The 22,917-nt window shown below is 71.3% G+C and carries 23 protein-coding genes; 18 read left to right on the top strand and 5 right to left on the bottom strand.

Annotation, left to right across the window (positions count from 1 at the left end):
• The first annotated feature begins 76 nt into the window (after positions 1 to 76).
• From ACIBUY_RS17655 to ACIBUY_RS17625, 7 genes are all read left to right on the top strand, one after another.
• Entirely contained in the window at positions 77 to 802 is a 726-nt protein-coding gene (locus ACIBUY_RS17655; RefSeq protein WP_365568889.1) for a transporter substrate-binding domain-containing protein, read from the top strand.
• Positions 799 to 1,467 (top strand): alpha/beta fold hydrolase, encoded by a 669-nt coding sequence (locus tag ACIBUY_RS17650; RefSeq protein ID WP_399152982.1) that lies wholly within the window; start codon positions 799 to 801, stop codon positions 1,465 to 1,467. Before ACIBUY_RS17655 ends, ACIBUY_RS17650 begins: the two co-directional genes overlap by 4 nt.
• Positions 1,468 to 1,685: 218 nt before the next feature.
• Entirely contained in the window at positions 1,686 to 3,302 is a 1,617-nt protein-coding gene (locus ACIBUY_RS17645) for an ABC transporter substrate-binding protein (RefSeq protein ID WP_399152981.1), read from the top strand.
• A 33-nt stretch (positions 3,303 to 3,335) separates the two neighbouring features.
• Positions 3,336 to 4,259: an ABC transporter permease gene (locus ACIBUY_RS17640; protein ID WP_365568880.1), complete on the top strand. Its 924-nt coding sequence runs from the start codon at positions 3,336 to 3,338 to the stop codon at positions 4,257 to 4,259.
• On the top strand, positions 4,252 to 5,172 hold the full coding sequence (locus tag ACIBUY_RS17635) for an ABC transporter permease (RefSeq protein ID WP_365568877.1): 921 nt from the start codon (positions 4,252 to 4,254) through the stop codon (positions 5,170 to 5,172). The genes ACIBUY_RS17640 and ACIBUY_RS17635 overlap by 8 nt, the downstream gene beginning before the upstream one ends.
• Positions 5,173 to 5,180: 8 nt before the next feature.
• Positions 5,181 to 6,167, top strand: a complete 987-nt coding sequence (locus tag ACIBUY_RS17630; RefSeq protein WP_399152980.1) for an ABC transporter ATP-binding protein — start codon at positions 5,181 to 5,183, stop codon at positions 6,165 to 6,167.
• On the top strand, positions 6,151 to 7,188 hold the full coding sequence (locus ACIBUY_RS17625) for an ABC transporter ATP-binding protein (protein WP_399152979.1): 1,038 nt from the start codon (positions 6,151 to 6,153) through the stop codon (positions 7,186 to 7,188). The genes ACIBUY_RS17630 and ACIBUY_RS17625 overlap by 17 nt, the downstream gene beginning before the upstream one ends.
• 132 nt (positions 7,189 to 7,320) lie before the next feature.
• Here ACIBUY_RS17625 and ACIBUY_RS17620 read toward each other — a convergent pair whose 3' ends face one another.
• Positions 7,321 to 9,456, bottom strand: a complete 2,136-nt coding sequence (locus ACIBUY_RS17620; protein WP_399152978.1) for a prolyl oligopeptidase family serine peptidase — start codon at positions 9,454 to 9,456, stop codon at positions 7,321 to 7,323.
• A gap of 206 nt (positions 9,457 to 9,662) precedes the next feature.
• Between ACIBUY_RS17620 and ACIBUY_RS17615 the strand changes: the two genes are divergently transcribed.
• The 9 genes from ACIBUY_RS17615 to ACIBUY_RS17575 all read left to right on the top strand — a co-directional run bounded on the left by ACIBUY_RS17615 (position 9,663) and on the right by ACIBUY_RS17575 (position 17,414).
• Positions 9,663 to 9,833 carry a hypothetical protein gene (locus ACIBUY_RS17615; protein ID WP_365568865.1) on the top strand — a complete coding sequence of 57 codons (171 nt, stop codon included), beginning with the start codon at positions 9,663 to 9,665 and terminating at the stop codon, positions 9,831 to 9,833.
• Between the two features lie 202 nt (positions 9,834 to 10,035).
• Entirely contained in the window at positions 10,036 to 10,230 is a 195-nt protein-coding gene (locus ACIBUY_RS17610; protein ID WP_365568862.1) for a hypothetical protein, read from the top strand.
• Between the two features lie 47 nt (positions 10,231 to 10,277).
• A complete protein-coding gene (gene mshB, locus ACIBUY_RS17605) occupies positions 10,278 to 11,168 on the top strand; it encodes an N-acetyl-1-D-myo-inositol-2-amino-2-deoxy-alpha-D-glucopyranoside deacetylase (protein WP_399152977.1) in 891 nt (296 codons plus the stop codon).
• Positions 11,165 to 11,605, top strand: a complete 441-nt coding sequence (locus tag ACIBUY_RS17600) for a DUF6113 family protein (protein WP_399152976.1) — start codon at positions 11,165 to 11,167, stop codon at positions 11,603 to 11,605. The genes mshB and ACIBUY_RS17600 overlap by 4 nt, the downstream gene beginning before the upstream one ends.
• A 153-nt stretch (positions 11,606 to 11,758) precedes the next feature.
• Positions 11,759 to 13,852 (top strand): hypothetical protein, encoded by a 2,094-nt coding sequence (locus tag ACIBUY_RS17595; RefSeq protein ID WP_399152975.1) that lies wholly within the window; start codon positions 11,759 to 11,761, stop codon positions 13,850 to 13,852.
• A 97-nt stretch (positions 13,853 to 13,949) separates the two neighbouring features.
• The gene (locus ACIBUY_RS17590) at positions 13,950 to 14,894 is read left to right on the top strand and encodes an ABC transporter ATP-binding protein (RefSeq protein WP_365568853.1); all 945 of its coding nucleotides are present in this window, start codon (positions 13,950 to 13,952) and stop codon (positions 14,892 to 14,894) included.
• A complete protein-coding gene (locus tag ACIBUY_RS17585; RefSeq protein WP_365568850.1) occupies positions 14,891 to 15,631 on the top strand; it encodes an ABC transporter permease in 741 nt (246 codons plus the stop codon). Before ACIBUY_RS17590 ends, ACIBUY_RS17585 begins: the two co-directional genes overlap by 4 nt.
• An 8-nt stretch (positions 15,632 to 15,639) precedes the next feature.
• A complete protein-coding gene (locus ACIBUY_RS17580; RefSeq protein WP_399152974.1) occupies positions 15,640 to 16,809 on the top strand; it encodes a sensor histidine kinase in 1,170 nt (389 codons plus the stop codon).
• Positions 16,806 to 17,414 carry a response regulator transcription factor gene (locus ACIBUY_RS17575; RefSeq protein ID WP_365568844.1) on the top strand — a complete coding sequence of 203 codons (609 nt, stop codon included), beginning with the start codon at positions 16,806 to 16,808 and terminating at the stop codon, positions 17,412 to 17,414. The genes ACIBUY_RS17580 and ACIBUY_RS17575 overlap by 4 nt, the downstream gene beginning before the upstream one ends.
• A gap of 51 nt (positions 17,415 to 17,465) precedes the next feature.
• On the opposite strand, the gene ACIBUY_RS17570 is transcribed toward ACIBUY_RS17575, so the two are convergent.
• On the bottom strand, positions 17,466 to 18,308 hold the full coding sequence (locus ACIBUY_RS17570; protein WP_399152973.1) for a transglutaminase-like domain-containing protein: 843 nt from the start codon (positions 18,306 to 18,308) through the stop codon (positions 17,466 to 17,468).
• A 49-nt stretch (positions 18,309 to 18,357) separates the two neighbouring features.
• A complete protein-coding gene (locus tag ACIBUY_RS17565; protein ID WP_399152972.1) occupies positions 18,358 to 19,362 on the bottom strand; it encodes a GNAT family N-acetyltransferase in 1,005 nt (334 codons plus the stop codon).
• Between the two features lie 140 nt (positions 19,363 to 19,502).
• On the opposite strand from ACIBUY_RS17565, the gene fdxA reads away from it, so the two are divergent.
• Both fdxA and ACIBUY_RS17555 read left to right on the top strand, forming a co-directional pair.
• Positions 19,503 to 19,823 carry a ferredoxin gene (gene fdxA, locus ACIBUY_RS17560; RefSeq protein WP_018532659.1) on the top strand — a complete coding sequence of 107 codons (321 nt, stop codon included), beginning with the start codon at positions 19,503 to 19,505 and terminating at the stop codon, positions 19,821 to 19,823.
• Positions 19,824 to 19,942: 119 nt separating this feature from the next.
• Positions 19,943 to 21,046 (top strand): bifunctional succinyldiaminopimelate transaminase/glutamate-prephenate aminotransferase, encoded by a 1,104-nt coding sequence (locus ACIBUY_RS17555; RefSeq protein WP_399152971.1) that lies wholly within the window; start codon positions 19,943 to 19,945, stop codon positions 21,044 to 21,046.
• A 90-nt stretch (positions 21,047 to 21,136) separates the two neighbouring features.
• On the opposite strand, the gene ACIBUY_RS17550 is transcribed toward ACIBUY_RS17555, so the two are convergent.
• Positions 21,137 to 21,622 (bottom strand): ATP-binding protein, encoded by a 486-nt coding sequence (locus ACIBUY_RS17550; RefSeq protein ID WP_365568831.1) that lies wholly within the window; start codon positions 21,620 to 21,622, stop codon positions 21,137 to 21,139.
• Positions 21,623 to 21,920: 298 nt separating this feature from the next.
• Positions 21,921 to 22,868 carry a heavy metal transporter gene (locus ACIBUY_RS17545; RefSeq protein ID WP_365568828.1) on the bottom strand — a complete coding sequence of 316 codons (948 nt, stop codon included), beginning with the start codon at positions 22,866 to 22,868 and terminating at the stop codon, positions 21,921 to 21,923.
• Between the last annotated feature and the right edge of the window lie 49 nt (positions 22,869 to 22,917).

The following is a 22,917-nucleotide window of genomic DNA, read 5'->3' as shown; positions in this document are numbered from 1 at the left end:
AGTCTCGCAGCCACCACTGACAACGCCCCGCCCACGCCTGCGCGTACGCCCTTTGCGTCCTTCCTAGACTCGGCCCATGACACACCCCGGCTCCGACCTCGCCCGCGACCTCGCCCCCACGGGCGTACTGCGCGCCTCCATCAACCTCGGCAACCCGGTCCTCGCCCAGGGCACCCCCGAAGCCCCCACCGGAATCACCGTCGACCTGGCCCGCGAGATCGCCCAACGCCTGGGCCTGCCCGTCGAGTTCGTCTGCTTCGACGCGGCCCGCAAGTCCTACGCTGCGATGGCCGAGGGCCGTGCCGACGTCTGCTTCCTCGCGATCGAGCCGGCCCGCGAGGCGGAGGTCGCCTTCAGCGCGCCGTACGTCCACATCGAGGGCGTGTACGCGGTGCCCGCCGATTCGGCGCTGCGCTCCCCGCAGGACGTGGACGCTGACGGGATCCGCATCGGGGTGAAGAAGGGCTCCGCGTACGACCTCTACCTGACCCGCACCCTCGCCCGCGCCACGGTGGTACGCGGCAGCGACGGCACCGACGCGTTCCACGCCGAGGGCCTCGACGTGGCGGCCGGTATCCGCCAGCCGCTGACCGCGCACGTCGCGGCGCATCCCGAACTGCGCCTGGTGGAGCCCGCGTTCATGACCATCCGGCAGGCCGTGGGCACGACGAAGGGGCGCGGGGCGTCGACGGTGCGGTTCCTGCGGGCGACGGTGGCCGAGCTGATCGCTTCCGGCTTCGTGGCCCAGTCGCTGCGCCGGTCCGGCCAGGACCCGGCCCTCGCGGCCCCCCTGCCCGAATGACCCGCCACCGGCTCGCGCGCCAGGAGTGGGGGCCCGAGGGGGGCCGGCCGCTGGTGCTGCTGCACGCCCTGGGCGAGAGCGCCGACGACTGGGCGGACATCGCCCCCGCCCTCGCCGCGGACCGCCGGGTCCTCGCACCCGACCTGCGCGGCCACGGCCGCAGCCCCTGGCCCGGCGACTACGCCCTGGAATCCATGGCCGCCGACGTGGCGGGCCTGATGGACGACCTGGCCCTGGACCGCGCGGACGTCGTCGGGCACTCGATGGGCGGGGTCGTGGCCCATCTGCTGGCCCAGGAGCACCCCGGCCGGGTGGCCCGCCTGGTCCTGGAGGACGTGCCCGTGCCCCGCCCGCGCGACCCTGTCCCGCCGGTCCGCCCACCCGGTGAGCTCCCCTTCGACTGGGGGATGGTCCTGGCGGTCCGCCACCAGCTCGACACCCCCGACCCCCGCTGGCTGGAGCGCCTGCCGCTCATCGAGGCCGAGACCCTGCTGCTGGCGGGAGGCCCCACGAGCCACGTCGACCAGGAGGGCATCGCGGAGTTCGCCGAACGCCTCCCGTCGGGGCGCGCGATCACGATCCCGGTGGGCCATCTGATCCACCGCGCGGCGCCGCAGCAGTTCCTGCACCACGTCACGGAGTTCCTGGCACCGCCCGGCCCATAGAACCGGCCCATAGAACCGGCCCATAGAACCGGCCCATAGAACCGGCCCATAGAACCGGCCCCTAGAACCGGCACACAAAACAGGCCCCCGTCGCCGCCTCCGCCGCGACACACGTCTCCTATGGCCGATCACAGCGAGCGTTTTGCCCGACTTGGGTCGATATTTAGGCGTACCCATGTCACGTGAGCAGCGAGAGATCGGTTAGAGGAGGCACCTCCATGCGCCATGCCCTGCGCACCGGCGCCGCGGTCACCGCCCTGATCCTGGCCGTGCCGTGGCTCGCCTCCTGCGGGGCGAGTGCCACCGATCCGGGCGTCGTGCGGGCCAAGTGGGGAGACCCGCAGAACCCGCTGGAGCCGGCCAACACCAACGAGGTCAACGGCGGCAAGGTCCTCGACATGATCTTCCGGGGGCTCAAGGTCTACAACCCCGAGACCGCCGTCCCCGAGTACGCCGTCGCCGAGTCCATCACCAGCGACGACGCCCAGAACTTCAAGGTGAAGCTCAAGGACGGCTGGACCTTCGCGGACGGCGAGAAGGTCACCGCGCACTCCTTCGTCGACGCCTGGAACTACGCCTCGTACCTGCCGAACGCGCAGATCAGCGCCGACTTCTTCCACTACATCGACGGCTACGAGAAGGTGCATCCGACGGAGGGCGCACCCCGGGCCAAGACGCTCTCCGGGCTCCAGGTGCAGGACGACCTGAACTTCACGATCAAGCTCAACCAGAAGTTCTCGCTCTTCGCGGACCTGCTCGGCTACGCCGCCTTCTCGCCGCTGCCGAAGAAGTTCTACACCGACCACGACGGCTGGCTCGCCAAGCCCTTCGGCAACGGCCCCTACCAGGTCACCAACTACGACCGCGGCGGCCGCATGCAGCTGCGCGTCAACGACCGGTACAAGGGCACCAAGCCCAGGAACAAGGGCGTCGACCTGATCGTCTACACCGACGACAACACCGCGTACACCGACGTGGTGGCCGGCCAGCTCGACGTCAGTGACGCCGTCCCCGCGGAGCAGCTCAGCAACCTGCACGCCGACGTCGGCAACCGCTTCATCAACACCGCGGCCGGAATCATCCAGACCCTGATGTTCCCGATGTACGACAAGGGCTGGAACAACGCGAACGGGCTCAAGGTCCGCCAGGGCATCTCGCTCGCCATCAACCGCGAGCAGATCACCGACAAGATCTTCCAGGGCACCCGCCAGCCCGCCAAGGACTGGACCTCGCCCGTGCTCGGCGAGAAGGGCGGCTTCGACCCCACGATCTGCGGGGAGCGCTGCGCGTACGACCCGGTGAGGGCGAAGCAGCTGATCGAGGAGGGCGGCGGCTTCCCCGGCGGCAAGCTCAAGATCAGCTACAACGCCGACACCGGCAACCACAAGCAGTGGGTCGACGCGATCTGCAACAGCGTGAACCGGGCGCTCGGCAAGTCCGGGGCCTGCGTGGGCAACCCGGTCGGCACGTTCGCCGACTTCCGGACGCAGATCCAGAGCCAGAAGTTCGACGGGCCCTTCCGTAGCGGCTGGCAGATGGACTACCCGCTGATCCAGAACTTCCTGCAGCCGGTCTACTACACCAACGCTCCCTCCAACGACGGCAAGTGGAGCGACAAGCAGTTCGACGCGCTGATCGACAAGGCGAACGCCGAGGCCGATCCGGAGACCGCCATCGGTGACTTCCAGAGCGCCGAGAAGATCCTCGCCCAGCAACTCCCCGCCGTCCCGCTCTGGTACCAGAACGGCACCGCCGTCTACGGCACCCGCGTGCACGACGTGAAGCTCAACCCCTTCAGCGTGCCGGTCTTCGAGGAGATGACCGTCGATGACTGAGAAGACCGTCCGCTGCTACGTGAGGGAGGTGCCATGGGGCGCTATGTGATCCGGCGGCTGCTGCAGATGATCCCGGTGTTCATCGGCACCACCCTGCTGATCTTCCTCATGGTCAACGTCATGGGCGACCCGACCGCCGCCCTGTGCGGCGACAAGGCCTGTGACCCGGCGACCCAGGCGCAGCTGCGCGCCGACTTCAACCTGGACAAGCCGCTGTGGCAGCAGTACCTGATCTACCTCGGCAACATCTTCCAGGGCGACTTCGGCACCGCCTTCAACGGCGACTCGGTGACTTCCCTGATGGGCCGGGCCTTCCCCGTCACCATCAAGCTCACCTTCGTGGCGATCGTCTTCGAGATCATCATCGGCATCGGCCTCGGCGTGATCACGGGTCTGCGCCGCGGCCGCCCCATCGACACCGGCGTCCTCATCCTCACGCTGGTCGTCATCTCCGTACCGACGTTCGTGACGGGTCTGGTCGCCCAGCTCCTGTTCGGCATGGAGTGGGGCATCGTCAAACCGTCGGTGGCGTACGAGGCCCCGATCAACGAGCTGATCCTGCCGGGCCTCGTCCTCGCCTCCGTCTCGCTCGCCTACGTGACCCGGCTGACCCGCACCTCGGTCGCGGAGAACGCGCGCGCCGACTACGTCCGCACCGCCGTCGCCAAGGGCCTGCCGCGGCGCCGCATCGTCTGGCGGCACCTGCTGCGCAACTCGCTGATCCCGGTCGTCACGTTCATCGGCACCGACATCGGCGCCCTGATGGGCGGCGCGATCGTCACGGAGCGCATCTTCAACATCCGCGGCGTCGGCTACCAGCTCTACCAGGGCATCCTGCGCCAGTCGACGCCGACGGTCGTCGGGTTCGTGACCGTCCTCGTCATCGTCTTCCTGGTCGCCAACCTCCTCGTCGACCTGCTCTACGCCGTCCTTGACCCGAGGATCCGCTATGCCTGAGCCCGTCACCCCGCTCACCGTCGAGGCCCAGACCCCGCCCCCCGAGGGCGGTGCGGTCCACGCCGACGGCGCCCGCTCCCTGTGGTCGGACGCGTGGCAGGACCTGCGCCGCAACCCCGTCTTCATCGTCTCGGCGCTGGTGATCCTCTTCCTCGTCCTCATCGCGATCTGGCCGGGCCTCATCTCCAGCGGCGACCCGAACGACTGCGACCTCGCGCACGGCCAGCAGAGCGCCACCTCGGGACACCCCTTCGGCTACGACGCCCAGGGCTGCGACGTGTACACGCGGGTCGTGCACGGCGCCCGCGCCTCCGTCACCGTCGGCGTCTGCGCCACGGCCGGAGTGGCGCTGCTCGGCGGGATCCTCGGCGGACTCGCCGGCTTCTACGGGCGCTGGGGCGACGCCGTCCTCTCCCGCATCGCCGACATCTTCTTCGGCATCCCCGTCGTCCTCGGCGGTCTGGTGCTGCTCTCGGTGGTGACGTCGACGACCGTATGGCCCGTCGTCGGCTTCATCGTGCTGCTCGGCTGGCCGCAGATCTCCCGCATCGCCCGCGGCTCGGTGATTACCGTCAAACAGAACGACTACGTGCAGGCCGCCCGCACCCTGGGCGCCTCCAACTCCCGCATCATGCTGCGGCACATCCTGCCGAACGCGGTCGCCCCGGTGATCGTCGTGGCGACCATCGCGCTCGGTACGTACATCGCGCTGGAGGCCACGCTCTCCTTCCTCGGCGTCGGACTCAAGCCGCCCGCGGTGTCCTGGGGCATCGACATCTCCAACGCGGCCCCCTACATCCGCAACGCCCCGCACATGCTGCTTTACCCGGCCGGGGCGCTGGCCCTCACGGTGCTCGCGTTCATCATGCTCGGCGACGCGGTGCGCGACGCCCTCGACCCGAAGCTGAGGTAGGCCCGCCCATGGCTTTGCTCGAAGTACGTGATCTGCACGTCGAGTTCAGGACCCGGGACGGCGTCGCCAAGGCCGTGAACGGCGTCAACTACACCGTCGACGAGGGCGAGACGCTCGCCGTGCTCGGCGAGTCCGGCTCCGGCAAGTCCGTCACCGCCCAGGCCGTCATGGGCATCCTCGACATGCCGCCGGGCCGCATCGCGGGCGGCGAGATCCTCTTCAAGGGCCGCGACCTGCTGAAGCTCAAGGAGGACGAGCGGCGCACGGTCCGCGGCGCCGAGATGGCGATGATCTTCCAGGACGCGCTGAGCTCCCTCAACCCGGTGCTCAGCGTGGGGGAGCAGCTCGGCGAGATGTTCGTCGTCCACAAGGGGATGAGCAAGAAGGACGCGAAGGCGAAGGCCGTCGAGCTGATGGACCGGGTGCGCATCCCGGCCGCCAAGGAGCGCGTCGGCCAGTACCCGCACCAGTTCTCCGGCGGCATGCGCCAGCGCATCATGATCGCGATGGCGCTCGCCCTCGAGCCGTCGCTCATCATCGCGGACGAGCCGACCACCGCCCTCGACGTCACCGTCCAGGCCCAGGTCATGGACCTGCTCGCCGAGTTGCAGCGCGAGCTCAACATGGGGCTCATCCTCATCACCCACGACCTCGGCGTCGTCGCCGACGTCGCCGACAAGATCGCCGTCATGTACGCGGGCCGCATCGTCGAACAAGCCCCCGTCCACGAGATCTACAAGGCACCCGCCCACCCGTACACCAAGGGCCTGCTCGAGTCGATCCCGCGCCTGGACCAGAAGGGGCAGGAGCTGTACGCGATCAAGGGCCTGCCGCCGAACCTGATGAACATCCCGCCGGGCTGCGCCTTCAACCCGCGCTGCCCGATGGCCCAGGACGTGTGCCGCACGGATGTCCCGCCGCTCGCCGAGGTCTCGCCGGAGCGCCGCAGCGCCTGCCACTTCTGGAAGGAGACGCTCGATGCCGCAGTCCGGTGAACCGCTGCTGGAGGTACGGGGGCTGGTCAAGCACTACCCCCTCACCCAGGGCATCGTCTTCAGGAAGCAGGTCGGCGCGGTCAAGGCCGTCGACGGCGTGGACTTCGACCTCGCGCAGGGCGAGACCCTCGGCATCGTGGGCGAGTCCGGCTGCGGCAAGTCGACCGTCGCCAAGATGCTGGTGAACCTGGAGCGCCCCACCGAGGGCGTGATCAAGTACAAGGGCGAGGACATCACCCAGCTGTCCGGCCGGGCCCTGAAGGCCGTGCGCCGCAACATCCAGATGGTGTTCCAGGACCCGTACACCTCGCTCAACCCGCGCATGACGGTCGGCGACATCATCGGGGAGCCGTACGAGATCCACCCCGAGGTGGCCCCGAAGGGCGACCGGCGCAAGAAGGTCCAGGACCTCCTCGACGTGGTCGGGCTAAACCCGGAGTACATCAACCGCTACCCGCACCAGTTCTCCGGCGGCCAGCGCCAACGCATCGGCATCGCCCGGGGGTTGGCGCTGCGCCCCGAGATCATCGTCGCCGACGAGCCGGTCTCCGCGCTCGACGTGTCGGTGCAGGCACAGGTGGTGAACCTGCTCGACAGGCTCCAGAGCGAGTTCAATCTCTCGTACGTCTTCATCGCCCACGACCTGTCGATCGTGCGGCACATCTCCGACCGGGTCGGCGTCATGTACCTCGGCCGCATCGTGGAGGTCGGCTCCGACGCCGAGATCTACGACCATCCGACGCACCCCTACACGCAGGCGCTGCTGTCGGCCGTGCCGGTGCCCGACCCGGACGCGCGCGAGCACCGCGAGCGCATCATCCTCTCCGGAGACGTGCCCTCGCCCGCGAACCCGCCCTCGGGCTGCCGCTTCCGCACCCGCTGCTGGAAGGCGCAGCAGCGGTGCGCGGATGAGGTGCCGCTGCTCGCCGTGCCGGAGGCCTTCCGCGGTGTCGGGACCCCGGCCGCACACCCGTCGGCCTGCCACTTCGCCGAAGAGAAGCAGGTCGTACCGTCGGAGTAACCCCCGTTACACACAGGCAACTCGACCGACCCGGCTCCGATATACGGACGGGTCAAGGTGAACGACGTACGGCCGTGCGGGTGCCGTAGACCGGGCCGGAGCGCGCCATGTCGCTCCGGCCCGGTCGCCTTGCTACAGGCCCAACGACCGCTTCAGGAAGTCGACTTGGAGCAGGAGAAGGTTCTCGGCGACCTGTTCCTGCGGCGTCATGTGCGTGACCCCGGACAGCGGCAGCACCTCGTGCGGCCGGCCGTCCGCCAGCAGGGCGGAGCTGAGGCGCAGGGCGTGCGCGACCACCACGTTGTCGTCGGCGAGCCCGTGCACGATCATCATCGGCCGGTGCTGCTCCGCCGCCCCCGAAAGGCCGTCGTCCGTCACCAGCGAGCTCTTCGCGTACGTGTCGGGGGACGCGGCCGGGTCGCCCAGGTACCGCTCCGTGTAGTGCGTGTCGTACAGCCGCCAGTCCGTCACCGGTGCGCCCGCGATCCCCGCGTGGAAGACGTCGGGCCGCTTCAGCACGGCGAGCGCGGAGAGGTAGCCGCCGTAACTCCAGCCGCGCATCGCCACCTTGGACAGATCGAGCGGGAACCGGTCGGCGAGGGCCCGCACCGCGGTGACCTGGTCGTCGAGGGTCAGCGTGAAGTCGCCGCGGACCGCCTTCTCGCGGCCCGGTGAGATGCCGGGCGTGCCACGGCCGTCGGCGACGATCACCGCGAAGCCCTGGTCGGCGAACCACTGCGAGGTGAGGTACGGGTTGTGCGCGGCCATCACGCGCTGGCCGTGCGGCCCGCCGTAGGGGTCCATCAGCACCGGCAGCGGCCCGTCCCCCTCCTCATACGACGAGGGGAGAAGCACCGCGCAGGGGATGCCGTCGGCCTCGGTGAGCGTCACGCGCGGGGTGAGCCGCGGGCGCTCGGCGTGCGAGGCGATCTCGGCGACGTGCTTGCCGTCGCGCTCCACGCGGACCCGCGCGCCGGGCTCGGAGAGGGTGGATGACACGAGCACGGTGACGTCGCCGGAGCGGACCGCCGAGTGCACGCCGGGTGTGTCGGAGACGCGCTGTACGCCCAGCTCGTTGACGCGGTAGACGTGCACCTCGCCGGTCTCGGGGGAGTCCGCGTCGGCCCCCGCCGAGGCCGAGACCAGCACGTCGCTCGCACCGACGTCGAGCACGGCCCGTACGTGCAACTGCGGTCCTGTCAGCGGCCGTTCGCCCACCGCGAGGACCCGCGCGCCACCCTCGTCGGCGATCCGCACGAGCTGTCCGCTCGGCGACCAGCACGGCGCCCCGGGGAACAGCTCGAGCCACTGGTCGTCCTCGTCGGCGTGCACCATCCGCGTCGAGCCGTCGGCCGGGTCCACCGCCAGGTACAGCGCGCTGAGCTGGTCGCGGGCCTGCACGAGGATCAGCGGGGCGCCGTCGGCGGACCAGTGCACGCGGGCCAGGTACGGGTACGCCGTCCGGTTCCAGTTGATCTCGGTGCGGGTGCCGTCGAGGCCGTACGCGAACAGGCGCACCTCCGCGTTGGACGTCCCCGCCGCCGGGTAGGCGACGCGGGCCGGCTCGCGGTCCGGGTGGGCCGGGTCCGCGATCCACCAGCGCCGCACGTCCGCGTCGTCGGCCCGGGCCACGAGCAACCGGTCCGAGTCGGGCGACCACCAAAAACCGCGGTACCGGGACATCTCCTCGGCCGCGATGAACTCCGCGAGCCCGTACGTGACCGTGTCCGACTCGGGGGCGGCCAGCACCCGGTCGTCCTCGCCCTGCGCACCGACGACGCGGAGCGCGCCCTGCGTCACGTACGCGACGTGGCGCCCGTCGGGTGACGGGCGCGGGTCCAACACCGGGCCGGGGACGGGCAGTTCACGTGCGGTGCCCGCGCGCAGCTCCGCCGCGAACAGCCGGCCCGAGAGCGCGAACACCGCCAACTCGGCCTGCGCGTCCGTCGCGTAGCCCACGATGCCGGCGCCGCCCTCACGACTGCGCTCGCGCCGGGCCCGCTCCTCGGCCGACAGCTTCTCGGAGACGCCGCCGAGCAGCACCGCGGGGTCGGCGGCCGGCCGCTCCTGACCACTCGTCACATCGAGGACCCACAGGGCGTTCGCGCGATCGGTACCGGAGGAGGACCGCAGGAACGCGACCCGCTCCCCGTCGGGCGCCACGGTGAAGGCACGGGGCGCGCCGAGCGTGAACCGCTGCGTGCGCGCGTGCTGGCGGGGAAAGGACGGCTCGGGCGAGTGCGCCCCGGTTCCGGTCTCGATGGTCATCCCCGCAGCCTAGGCGGGAAGCGGGTGGTGCGCCCCCCTGTGCTGCTTTGCTCCGGCTGATGCGGGCGGACGGGCGGAGATGATGCTCGGCGACCGGTCGGTGCCGTCGCGCCGAAGGCCGGTGCACCCGGAGGAACTGGAAGGTGAGCCCGATGAACGTATGCCCTTGTGCGAATCCGTCTGTGTACCTGTCGGTGAATCCGTGCGTGAACCCGCCCGCCGCGGCGCCTGCCGGGCGTGAGGGGCGCGTGCTCGTGATCACCGTGACGATCGCCGTGCTCGTGCTCGTGCTCGCGTGCGCCGGGGTGAGCCCCGAGTGGCTCGCGGCGTCGGCGTCACTGTGCGCGGCGCTGACCGAGGTCACCCGACGGGACTGACCGTGGTGCGTGGGGGCTCTTGCCAGGCCTGAACTGCCCTGTTGCGGCCGTGACTTGCCTTCGGCATGCGCCCCCGCGCGCTCCCCGTCGCCCCCGTGCCCCCTCGTCGCGATTCATGCGCGGCCACGGATAGTTATCATTCGTACGCGCTGCGTGGGTAGGAACTCGTCGGCGACCGGATCACTTTGGAGGAGGGACCGCTGTGGCACTCTCGATCTCGGCCGTGGTGCTGTTCGCGATCATCGTCTTCATCCTGATCAAGAAGTCGGGCCTCAAGGCCGGGCACGCCGTGGTCTGCATGCTCCTCGGCTTCTATCTGGCCAGCTCCTCCGTGGCCCCCACGATCAAGGAGCTGACGACGAACGTGGCGGGCATGATCGGCGGCATCAAGTTCTAGCGGTCTCGCGTTCCGGCCGCCCGTCGTCGGCGTTCTAGGCTGTGGGCATGACGGAAATGCCCGGTCGGCGTCTGCTCCTCGTGCACGCGCACCCCGACGACGAGTCGATCAACAACGGCGCCACCATGGCCAAGTACGCGGCCGAGGGCGCCCACGTCACGCTCGTGACCTGCACCCTCGGCGAAGAGGGCGAGGTCATTCCGGACGAACTCGCCCATCTCGCCCCGGATCGCGAGGACCTCCTCGGGCCGCACCGCATCGGCGAGCTGGCCGCCGCCATGAAGGAGATCGGCGTCGACGACCACCGCTTCCTCGGCGGCCCCGGCCGCTACCGCGACTCCGGAATGATGGGCGCCGAGCAGAACGAGCGGCCCGGCAGCTTCTGGTCCGCCGACCTCGACGAGGCCGCGGCCCACCTCGTCGCCGTCGTCCGCGAGATCCGCCCGCAGGTCCTGATCACGTACGACCCGGACGGCGGCTACGGCCACCCCGACCACATCAAGGCGCACCGCGTCGCCATGCGCGCCGCCGATCTCGCCGCCGAACCGGCCTTCCGGCGCGACCTCGGGGATCCGCACACGATCTCCAAGATCTACTGGAACCGTGTGCCCCGTACGGTCGTCGAGGAGTTCTTCCGCCGCCTGGAATCCGCACTCGACCGCACGCCCTTCGACGCCCTCGCCACGGTCGCCGACGTGCCGGGCGTCGTCGACGACGAGCGCGTCACCGCCGCGATCGACGCCAAGGCGTACCTGGTGCGCAAGGAAGCGGCGATGCGCGCGCACGCCACCCAGATCGACATCCCCGAAGGGGGCGACGTGTTCGCGCTCTCGAACGGGCTCGCGCAACCGGTGCTGCCGGTCGAGGCCTACGAGTTGGTGCGGGGCGAGCCCGGATCGGCGTACGAGGAAGACCTGTTCGAGGGAGTCGAGGCGTGACGGGCAACAACAAGAGCGGCGGCAAGGCCCCTGCTCAACAGGTCGACCTGCCGTTCTCCTTCGGTGGATTCTCGGCGGGACGGGCTGCCGCGCTCCTCGTCCTCTTCGTGCTCGGCGCGCTCACCGGCGCCGCGGGCGCACTGGTCCAAGGGGGCTGGTTCCCGGGCGGTTTGCTGCTCGCGCTCCTCGCCGCCGCCGGGCTCTTCCACGGCGGGGTCCGGCTGACCCGCGGCAGATCCGGGGCCGTGGCGCCCGCGGCGGGCTGGCTCGTCGCGGTCATCCTGCTCACCGCGAGCCGGCCCGAGGGCGACTTCCTGTTCGGCGCGGGACTCGGCTCCTACCTCTTCCTCCTCGGAGGAATGGCTGTGGCTGTGATGTGCGCCACCCTTGGCATTTCGCAGCAACCACCCGCGTCCGCCGCCCGACTTGGGAAGTGACGTCGCACTTATTACCACCACGCGCCGTGCCCCGTAGGGGATTCACCATCCGTCACACGGTGACGTGCGGCCGCGGCCAGTATGGTGGTGCGCGCCGCCGAGCAGCCCGCGTGAGGTCGAGACGGGCGGCGGAGCCAACCGGGAGAACCTGCTTTGAGTCGTGAAACTGACAGTTCGTCCTCCGGGCCCCAGGGGCGCGGCGGCGCCGCGTACCCGTCGGGCACGCCTCCGTACGGGACGTCCGCGCAGGGCGCGGCCTCCGGCGATGCCGTCCCCGTGGGCCAGACGCCCCCGGCCGACCCGGACGCGCCCAAGACCGAGACCACGCTGACGACGCGGATCCGGATCAACATTCCGGGCTCGCGTCCGATCCCGCCGGTCGTGATGCGTACGCCGATGAGCGACGCCGACGGCGGACCGCAGGACGGCGCCGACGCCGGGGCCGGGGCCGCGGCCGCCGAGCCGGACACCGGCGCGGGCCGCACCTCGGCGCTCGCCGGGTACGCCGCCGACGCGACGGAGCCCGGTCGGGGCGGTCCGGCCGCCGAGTCCGGAGCGCCCCGTGAGTCCCGCGAGCCTCGCGAGTCCCGCGAGGAGAAGACCAGCGACTGGTTCGCGCCGCGCAAGGGCGCCACGAACGGTCGGGGTACGGCTGCCGCCGAATCCGGCGCCGGTGCTGGTGTTCCGTCGGGTGCCGGTCCGTCCGCGGGCGCGCCCTCCGGCCCGCCGCCGTCCGGTGCCTCCTCCGGCGGCTTCGACGTCAGCGGCGCCGTGGCCGCGGGGCCGCTCGGCAACAGCAACGGCAACAGCAACGGCAATGGCAATGGCAACGGTCCCGCGCCCCGCGCGCAGAGCGACCGCGACAACCTGCCGTACTTCGCCCAGCCCAGTCAGCCCGGCCAGTCCGGCCAGCCCGGCCAGGGTGCCCCGGGCGGCAACCCCGGCCCCACCGGCCCCACGACGGGCCCCGTCACCGGCGACGGCCCGATGGTCCCGCCGATCGCGCCGAACCCGCCGGTCCCGCCCGCGACGGGCGGCCGCGTCCCGCCCCGGATGAGCGACGACACCGCGATCCTGACCCCGCAGAAGCCCGCACCGGAGCCCGGCGCCCCGGTGGGGAACGTCTCGGGGGACACCCTCACCAGCGGCATCCCGGTCGTCCCGCAGTCCGGCCAGGGCGGCCCCGGCTCCCCGTTCGCACCCGCCCCGCAGAACCAGGGGCCGACCGCGCACACCCCGCCGAAGCTGCCCGACCCGGTACCGGCGCAGACCGCCCCGGCCGCGGCCCCCGCAAAGAAGAAGAAGGGCCGCAACAAGCTGGTCCTGCTCGGTGCGGGCGTCGTCGGCGTGGCCGGAGTCGCGTACGGCGCGGGCCTGTTGATGAACCACTCGGACGTGCCCAAGGGCACCACCGTCCTCGGCGTCGACATCGGCGGCGGCACCCGCGACCAGGCGGCCACCAAGCTCGACGACGCCCTCGGCAAGCGCACCACCGAGCCCCTCAAGCTCCAGGTCGACGGCAAGACGGTCGAGCTGAAGCCGGAGCAGGCGGGCCTGTCCTTGGACAGCGCCGCCACGGTCTCCGCCGCCGCGGGCAGCGACTACAACCCGGTCTCCGTGATCGGCTCGCTGTTCGGCAACGAGCGGGTCGTGGAGCCCGACATGCCCGTCGACGAGGAGAAGCTGCACGCGGCCCTCGAGCAGGCGGCGGGCGGCGCGTCCGCCTCCGGTGACGGCACGATCAAGTTCGTCCCCGGCAAGGCCGTCGCCGTCTACGGCAAGGCCGGCAAGGGCATCGACGTCGACAAGTCGGCCGCCGCCGTCGTGGCCGCGTACAAGCAGCAGGTCGAGACCGGCTCGCCCACGCCGGTCCAGGTCGCGACGACGCAGCGGCAGCCGTCGATCTCGGACGCCGAGGTCGACCGGAAGATGCAGCAGTTCGCCAAGCCCGCCATGTCCGCCAACATCACGATCACGGCGGGCGGCAAGCCGATCGACTTCGGCCCGAACATCTCGCTGCCGAAGGTGCTCGGGATGAAGGCGGTCAACGGCAAGCTCGTCGAGACGTACGACCTCGAAGCGCTCAAGAAGCTCTACGGCAACACCTTCGACGGCGTCCTGATCACCCGCGGCACCGGCAAGAAGACGCCGGTCCAGCCGACGGACGTGGCCCAGGCGATGGCGAAGGCGCTGCTCGGCAAGACCAAGGCCGAGCGCACCGTGGACATCCCCACGAACCCGAGCTAGAGCGCCCCGCAGCCGAGTCCCGCATGACAGATGTCATGCGGGACTCGCTACGCGTGACACTGCCGCACGCACCCGCCGACCGGCGACGATGTCTCGCATGAACACAGAAGCAGCGGTCACCTTCACCGGGGTGACGAAGTCCTACGGCGCCGTCAAGGCCGTCGACGGCCTCAGCCTCACCCTGTACCCGGGGGAGACCGTCGCCCTGCTCGGCCCGAACGGCGCGGGCAAGTCCACCACCCTCGACCTGCTGCTCGGCCTGCGCCCCGCGGACACCGGCGAGGTCCGGGTCTTCGGCCGGGCCCCGCGCGACGCGATCGTGCAGGGCCGGGTCGGCGCCATGCTGCAGAGCGGCGGCCTGATGGACGAGGTGACCGTGCGCGAGCTGGTGCAGCTGGCCGTGGCCCTGCACCCCAAGCCGTACAAGACCGACGACGTGCTGACCCGCGCCGGCATCACCCAGATCGCCGACCGCAAGGTCAACAAGCTCTCCGGCGGCCAGGAGCAGCGCGTCCGCTTCGCGCTCGCCACGGCCGGCGACAGCGATCTGATCGTCCTCGACGAGCCGACGACCGGCATGGACGTCTCCGCGCGCCAGGCGTTCTGGGCGACCATGCGCGAGCAGGCCGACCAGGGCCGCACCGTGCTGTTCGCCACGCACTACCTGGAGGAGGCGGACGCGATCGCCGACCGCGTCCTCGTGCTGCACCGCGGCCGCCTCCTCGCCGACGGCACCGCCGCCGAGATCAAGGCGAAGGCGGGCGCCCGCAAGGTCTCCTTCGACCTGGAGGGCGAGATCGACGAGGCGGCCGTCCGTGCCCTGCCGTTCCTCACCTCCGTCGACGTGTCCGGTCAGACCGTCCGCATCCAGTCCACCGACGCCGACGCGACCGTGCACGCGCTGTACGGGCTCGGCGTCTACCCCCGCAACCTCGAAGTCGCCGGCCTCGGTCTGGAGCAGGCCTTCGTCGCCATCACCGCGGCCGAAGAAGCCGCTGAAGAAGCCGCCCAGGAAGCCGCCCAGGAGGCGAAGGCGTCATGAACAGCCTGATCAAGCTCGAGATCACCCGCGCCCTGCGCAACAAGAAGTTCCTGTTCTTCTCCGTCCTTTACCCGTCGATCCTGTTCCTGCTGATCGCGGGCCAGTCCGACACCTCCACCATGGTCGACGGCACGGGCCTGAACCTGGCCTCGTTCATGATGGTCTCCATGGCCTCCTTCGGTGCGCTCACCGCCGTCCTCATGGGCAACAGCGAGCGCATCGCCAAGGAGCGGGAGAGCGGCTGGGTACGGCAGTTGAGGCTCACCACGCTGCCCGGGCGCGGCTACGTCCTCGCGAAGACCGCGAGCGCCGCCGTCGTCTCCCTGCCCTCCATCGTGATCGTGTTCGTCGTGGCCGCCGTCTTCAAGGACGTCCGCTACGACGCCTGGCAGTGGCTCGCGCTGACCGTCGCGATCTGGGCGGGCAGCCTCTGCTTCGCCGCGCTCGGGGTGGCCATCGGCTACCTCGCCTCCGGCGACGCGGTCCGCCCGATCGTGATGATCGTCTACTTCGGCCTGTCCATCCTGGGCGGACTGTGGATGCCGACGACGACGTTCCCCGACTGGCTGCAGTCGATCGCCAAGTGGCTGCCCACGCACGCCTACGCGGCCCTCGGCCAGGCCATCGAGCTGGGCAACGCCCCGCACGCCAAGGACGTCACCCTGATCGTGGCCTACTTCCTCCTCTTCGCGGGCGGTGCGGCCTGGCTGTACCGGAAGGACACGTTGAAGGCGTGAGTACGGGGATGAGCACGCAGACGGACGGCGTCGACACGACCCCGCGGATCGGCCAACCGCCGGAGAACCGCCGGGAGTTCTTCGTCAAGCTGCTGTGGATCGGCATGTGGCTGGCCTTCCTCGGCAGTCCGGTCGCCGACCTGCTGGCGGGCAACCACACACCGGTGGCCACGGTCCTCGGCTGGCTCGGCCTCGTGGCGTTCGCCGGCTGCTACGTGGGCCTCGTCCTGCGCCAGACCGGCAGGCCGCTGGGGCGGACGGTGGCCCACGGCTCGCTGGTGGCGCTGCCCGTCTTCGCGGTCGTGCTCTCCCTCACGATGGGCGACCAGTGGCTGGTCCTGTTCGTGTACGTCTCCGTGGCCTGCGGGGCGGTCCTGCCGCTGCGCTGGACCCGCCTCGCGATCCTCGGCTCGACGGCGGGGCTGGTCGTGATCGGCCTGCTGGTCGACACGAGCCCGGAGTACTGGCTCCTCGTCCCCACGCTCCTCGGCGGCTTCTCCATGATCGGCGTACGGGAACTGGTGCGTACGACAAGGGAGTTGCGGGAGGCTCGCGCACAGGTCGCCCAACTGGCCGCGAACGAGGAGCGGTTGCGGCTCGCCCGCGACCTGCACGACCTGCTCGGCCACTCCCTCTCGCTGATCACGCTCAAGAGCGAACTGGCGGGCCGGATGCTCCCCGACCACCCCGGCAAGGCCGCCGACCAGGTCGCCGACATCGAGAAGGTCAGCCGCCAGGCGCTGGTCGACGTGCGCGAGGCCGTCACCGGCTACCGCCGCCCGCGCCTGGCCGCCGAACTGGCCGGAGCCCAGGTCGCGTTGACCGCCGCGGGCATCACCGCCCAGGTGCCCGCCGAGGCCCCCGAGCTGTCCGAGGTGCGGGAGGCGGCGCTCGCCTGGACGCTGCGCGAGGCCGTCACCAACGTCGTACGGCACAGCGGCGCCCGGCACTGCACGGTCGCCGTCGCCCGCCGCGAGACCCTCGACGGGCCGGTCGTCGAGCTGACCGTCGAGGACGACGGCACGGGCCCCTCGGGCGCACCGCCCGGCAACGGACTGACCGGCCTCGCCGAACGCCTGGCCGTGGTCGGCGGCGCCCTGGAGACCGGGCCCGCGCACCGGCGCGGCTTCCGCCTGGTGGCCCGGGTCCCGGCCTCCTCCGTAGGATCCGCCGCATGACGATCAGGTTGTTGTTGGCCGAGGACCAGTCGATGGTCCGGGAGGCGCTCGCGGCGCTGCTCGGCCTGGAGCCGGACATCGAGGTCGTCGCCCAGGTGGCCCGCGGCGACGAGGTCCTCGCGGCGGCCCGTGCGCACCCCGTGGACGTGGCGCTGCTCGACATCGAGATGCCCGGCTGTACGGGGATCGAGGCGGCGGCCCAACTGCACGCCGAACTACCCGAGTTGAAGGTCGTCGTGCTCACGACGTTCGGCCGCCCGGGCTATCTGCGCAGCGCCATGGAGGCGGGCGCCCACGCGTTCCTGGTCAAGGACGCCCCCGCGGCCGAGCTCGCCGCTGCGGTCCGCAAGGTCCTCGGGGGCGATCGCGTCATCGACCCGACGCTGGCCGCGGCCGCGCTCGCGGAGGGGGCGAACCCGCTCACCGACCGCGAACGCGAGGTGCTCCGCGCGGCGGCCGACGGCCGCACCAACGCGGAACTGGCCGCCGCCCTGAACCTGTCCCAGGGCACGGTCCGCAACTACCTGTCGGTCGCGATCCAGAAGCTGGCCGTACGCAATCGGGCGGAGGCGGTGAGCAGGGCGCGGGAGAAGGGCTGGCTGTAGCCCCCGGCTTCAAGGGCTCCCGGGTTCAGGGCTTCAAGGGGCTTCCGGGCTTCAGTTCAGCATGGCCCGGGCCGCCCTCGCCTGCCCCAGCACCTGTTCCGCGGCGGCCGCGTCCACCGCCCCGACCACCTCCGCGTACGCCTCGAGCTCCACGGCCCCGGTGACGAAGTCCCCCCGCTGTACAAGGAGTTGGGCCCGCTCGTAGCGCAGCCGCGCCGGATGCGACGGCAGCAGCAGCGACAGCTCCACGGCCCACAGCGACACGTCGGAGCGCTCGGGCCGCGTCGCCGCCCACGCCCGGATGTTGTTGAGGATCCGCAGCACGACCTCCAGCGGATCGGCCGGCCGCAGCATCGACGGATCGAGCGGCGCCCCCGTCGCCCCCGCCACCAGCAGCTCCGCGTCGGGCCCGGTCAGCACCCGCCCGCCGTTGAAGGGATCGGCGAGCACCTGCTCCTCCGGTGCGCCGAACCCGACCACGAAGTGCCCGGGCAGCGCGACCCCGTACACCGGGGCCCCGGCCCGCCGCGCCACCTCCATCCACACCACCGACAGCAGGATCGGCAGGCCGCGCCGCCGCCGCAGCACCTCGTGCAGCAGCGACGACTCCAGACGCTGGTAGTCGCCCGGCACCCCGTGGAAGCCGAGCCGGGTGCCGAGCAGCTCGGCGAGCGCCGTCGCCCAGGACCGGGGCCCGCCGGGCCGGAACGGCAACTGCCCGGCCAGATCGTCGAGTTCGATCTGTACGGCGTCCATGCCGGCCTCGTCGAGCGCGCCGTCCGCCTGCGCGGCGAGCAGCAGACACAACTGCGCCAGATCGGGCCGCTCGGCCCGCGCCTGCTCGGCGAACCGGCGCCGGAGCTCCGTGGAACGGGGGGACAAGTGGGGGGACATACGTGCCTCGTGCCCTCTCAGGCCGATCGGTACAGCGATCGAACGCGGGTCACCGGGTGCTCCGCTCCGGAGCACGGTAGTGGTGGTAGGCGTGATGCGTGGCGAAACCCATGCGGTCGTACAGCGCGCGCGCCCCGTCGTTGTCCGCCTCGACCTGGAGCCAGGCCGCCGACGCGCCCTCGTCGAGCGCCCGGCGGGCGAGCGCCGTCATGACGGTCGTGGCGAGCCCCTGCCGCCGGAACGCGGGGTCGACCTCGACGGCTGCGAATCCGGCCCACCGCCCGTCGACCACGCACCGCCCGATCGCCGCGGGCACGTCGCCCTCGCCGGGCACCGTCGCGAACCACACGGAGGGCCCGGCGCACAGCACCTTCGACGCGACCTCGCTCGCTCCCTTGCGCTGGTACCGCGCGAGCCACGCCTCCCCGGGTTCGCGGCCGAGCACCACCCGGGCGTCGTCCGGCGCGTCCCCGATCGGCGCGAGCGCCGCGATCCGCAGCTCGGCACTCACCTCACGCACCCACCCGCGCGCCTCCAACTCGGCACACAGCAGCTCCTGCGTCCCCTCGGCCCCGGTCGCGGTCTGCGCGTACGCGGGCAGGTCACGAGCGGCGTACCAGTCCTGGACGTGGCGCAGCGCGTCGTCGAGCGGAACGCCCGGATCACCCACGGGCAGCACGGAATTGGCCCGCCGGGTGAAGCCGTCGGCCGCCCTCAGTTGCCAGTCGCCGAGCCGCTCGCTCTCCAGCGGCTGCCAGGCCCGCGAGGAGGCGCGGGCGAGTTCGGGATACGTGGCGGAGGGCCCCCGGCGCCGCGCCGGTTCCGCCGGGACGACCTTCCCCGCGACCAGCGACGACTCCTCGATCGCGACCCGCTCACCACTCCGTCGTGTGATGAGCAGCACACCGTCGTTCCACGATGTGAGAACTCCTACGGTGTCGGTGAACTTCCGACCCGCGGTCCCCTCCTCGCTCACCCGTCGCACTGACACGCGTTTTCCCACGTCAGCGCGGGTCAAGCGAAGTTCGAGCCGTCCGCCCGCAGTGAATTCCACAGCTCGGTCCACCCCTCCTGTTCGGATCATGGCCAGGAACGGAGATACTAGGGGCGGGCATCGACGACGCCGCGCTCCCGCGCGCCAGGCGGCGGAGCCTGTGGAGGCCCGCCAGCGCCCTATCGAGGAGGAACGACAGCGTGACCTACGTCATCGCGCAGCCTTGTGTCGACGTCAAGGACAAGGCGTGCATCGAGGAGTGTCCGGTCGACTGCATCTACGAGGGCTCCAGGTCCTTGTACATCCACCCGGACGAATGCGTCGACTGTGGTGCCTGCGAGCCGGTCTGCCCGGTCGAGGCGATCTTCTACGAGGACGACACTCCTGAGGAGTGGAAGGACTACTACAAGGCGAACGTCGAGTTCTTCGACGAGCTCGGTTCGCCCGGTGGTGCCTCGAAGATGGGCCTGATCGAGAAGGACCACGCGTTCATCGCCGCCCTTCCGCCGCAGAACCAGTAACTGCTTCAGCGGTACGCACAGGCGCTGCCCCGGTCCCGTACGGCTTCAACTGCCGTACGGGACCGAGGCATTTGTCCGTCCCCAGAGAACCCAGAGAACCCAGAGAAAAGAGCAGCCGGGTGTCCGCAGGTCCCGCCCCCATCGACCGCCTCCCCACGTTCCCCTGGGACAAGCTGGAGCCGTACAAGAAGACGGCCGCGGCGCATCCGGACGGCATCGTCGACCTCTCGGTCGGTACGCCCGTCGACCCGGTCCCCGAGCTGATCCAGAAGGCGCTGGTCGACGCCGCGGACTCGCCGGGCTATCCGACGGTGTGGGGCACCCCCGAGCTGCGGGACGCCCTGGTCTCCTGGTGCGAACGCCGCCTCGGCGCCCGCGACTTCGGCCACGCGAACGTCCTGCCGGTGGTCGGCTCCAAGGAACTGGTGGCCTGGCTCCCGACGCAGCTGGGCCTCGGCCCCGGTGACAAGGTGGCCTACCCGCGCCTCGCGTACCCCACGTACGAGGTCGGTGCCCGCCTGGCCCGCGCCGACTACGTCACGTACGACGATCCGACGGAGCTCGACCCCACCGGCATCAGGCTCCTGTGGCTGAACTCCCCGTCGAACCCCACGGGCAAGGTCCTGTCCAAGGAGGACCTGACCCGCATCGTCGCGTGGGCCCGCTCGCACCACATCCTGGTCTTCTCCGACGAGTGCTACCTCGAACTGGGCTGGGAGGCCGACCCGGTCTCGGTGCTGCACCCGGACGTCAACGGCGGCTCGTACGAGGGCCTGGTCGCGGTCCACTCCCTGTCCAAGCGCTCGAACCTGGCGGGCTACCGCGCGGCGTTCATCGCGGGCGACGCGGCGGTCCTCGGCCCGCTGCTCCAGCTCCGCAAGCACGGCGGCATGATGACCTCGGCCCCGACGCAGGCGGCGGTCGTCGCGGCTCTCGGCGACGACGAGCACGTCCGCGAGCAGCGCGCCCGCTACGCGGCCCGCCGCGAGCAGCTGCGCGCCGCCCTGCTCGCCCACGGCTTCCGCATCGAGCACAGCGAGGCCAGCCTGTACCTGTGGGCGACCCGCGACGAGTCCTGCTGGGACACGGTCGCGCACCTGGCCGAACTGGGCATCCTGGTCGCCCCCGGCGACTTCTACGGAGAGGCGGGCGACCAGTTCGTACGCGTGGCCCTGACGGCTTCGGACGAGCGCATCGCGGCAGCGGTCTCCCGCCTGTCCTGACCCGTCCTGGTACGAGCGCCGGTCCAGATACGAGAAAGAGGTGCGGGGAGCCGGATCGGCTCCCCGCACCTCTCTTCTGTCCGGCGGACATCAGCCGAGCGGCAGACCCTTCACCGGCAGCGAGTCGGTCGGCAGACCGCCGCCCGCGACCGGCAGACCGCCCTTGGTGAGCGAGTCGGTGGGCAGACCGCCACCGGCGACGGGCAGGCCGCCCTCCGTCGCGGCCCCGGCCGTCTCACCGAGCACGTCACCGGCGCTGCCGGCCAGGTCGCCCGCGGCCTTCTGCGCCGCCGGGGTGGCGGTGCTGGCGCCCTTGCCGACGGCCTTGCCCGCGGTGGGCACGGCCTTCTTGACGGCCTTGCTGCCGGTGTCGCCCGCGACGCCGCTCACCTTCTGCGCCGCACCGTCGACGGTGTTACCCAGGCCCGCACCGTCCAGGGCGGTCAGACCGCCCAGGTCGGGGGCGGCCGGAAGGTCGACGGCACTCGCGGAGCCGGCCGCACCGACCACGGGCGCCGCTCCCGCCGCGACGAGCAGCGCGACACGGGCGATCCGGCGGGTCAGGGGGAGGGACATGATGCTCCTTAGACGGGAGAGAACGTTTGTCGTCCGGCTGCCGTTCAGCGGTCGGACGCCGTGACAACAGCCCCAAGGCCCAGGAAGGTTGCGGGTCGGCAACGTAAAGGGTTGGCAATGCGTCGCATTATCGGCTGCGGATAAAAACGGGCAAACGCCATCAGTCCCGTAGCGCCGAAGAACCCTTGCATCCCTTTACTGGCAAGGGATTTGGGCACAGGGCGGCAGTGCGCCCGAGAAGGCGTGCCGCACGTCCACCGCGAGGCGTCCGCGTGCACCTATCGAGTGATCGTCCGCACTACTGCCCAGTGACGATTCGAACCTCGCCGACCGACGAGGAGGCACCCGAAGCGGCCTTCGCGTCGCGCGTCGCCGACGCCTTGTGCCACTCATTCCCCGAATCCCCGGCAACCCACTCGCGGCCCGCGTAGGAGACGCGTTCGATGCGCAACGCGGACGAGTTGGCCACGGCCCACTGCGCCAGCTCCCAGCCGCGCTGCCGCTCCCCGCCCTCGGCGGAGTCGACCGTCGCGGGCACCGGCACCTGCACGGAGCGCTTGTCGCCACCGGCCGCGGGTGCGACGTCCTTGCCGAAGTCCCGTACGAGCGCGGCCTTCACGCGCGCGGGATCGCCGGGCCGCGCACTGTCGGCACCGCTCGGCCGGCCCTCACAGGTCAGCGAAGCCGCGGCCCGCCCGGTCAGCGCGGCGGCGAGGAGCGTGGCGTCCGGCTCGTGCTTCGCGTACGCCTGCGGATAGCCACTGCGCTGCACGCGCTGCGCGGCCACGGTCAGCGGCAGCCGCGAGTAGCCGGGGATCTTGTCCAGGTACTCGTAGAACCGCCCGGCCGCGTACACCGGGTCCATGATCTGCTGCTCGGTGCCCCAGCCCGACGACGGGCGCTGCTGGAACAGGCCGAGGGAGTCCCGGTCACCGTGGCCGATGTTGCGCAGCCCCGACTCCTGCAGCGCCGTGGCGAGGGCGATCGTGACGGCCCGCTCGGGCATCCCGCGGGAGGTGCCGACCGCGGAGATCGACGCCGCGTTCACCGCCTGCTCGGCCGTGAACTCGTACCGCGCACCGGCGCCCTTCGCGGAGTTCGCCGAGACGACGACGCATCTCGGCGTGGAGCGGCCCCCGGTGGCGTACTGCACGGCTACATAGGTGGCCACGGCGAGCAGTACGACGACGGCCGCACCGATACGCAAGGGGCGGCCGCGCCGGAAGAGGACGGGGGGCTCAGACACGCGTCCAAGGTACTGGAGCCCGCTGTGCGCGGTGACGGGGCCGCACACC

Origin of the sequence: Streptomyces sp. NPDC050085 (assembly GCF_044460595.1) — a bacterium.
In the GTDB taxonomy this organism is placed as follows: Bacteria; Actinomycetota; Actinomycetes; order Streptomycetales; family Streptomycetaceae; genus Streptomyces.
Note: the sequence above shows the minus strand (reverse complement) of the source record. Positions and strands in the feature narration are given on the sequence as shown.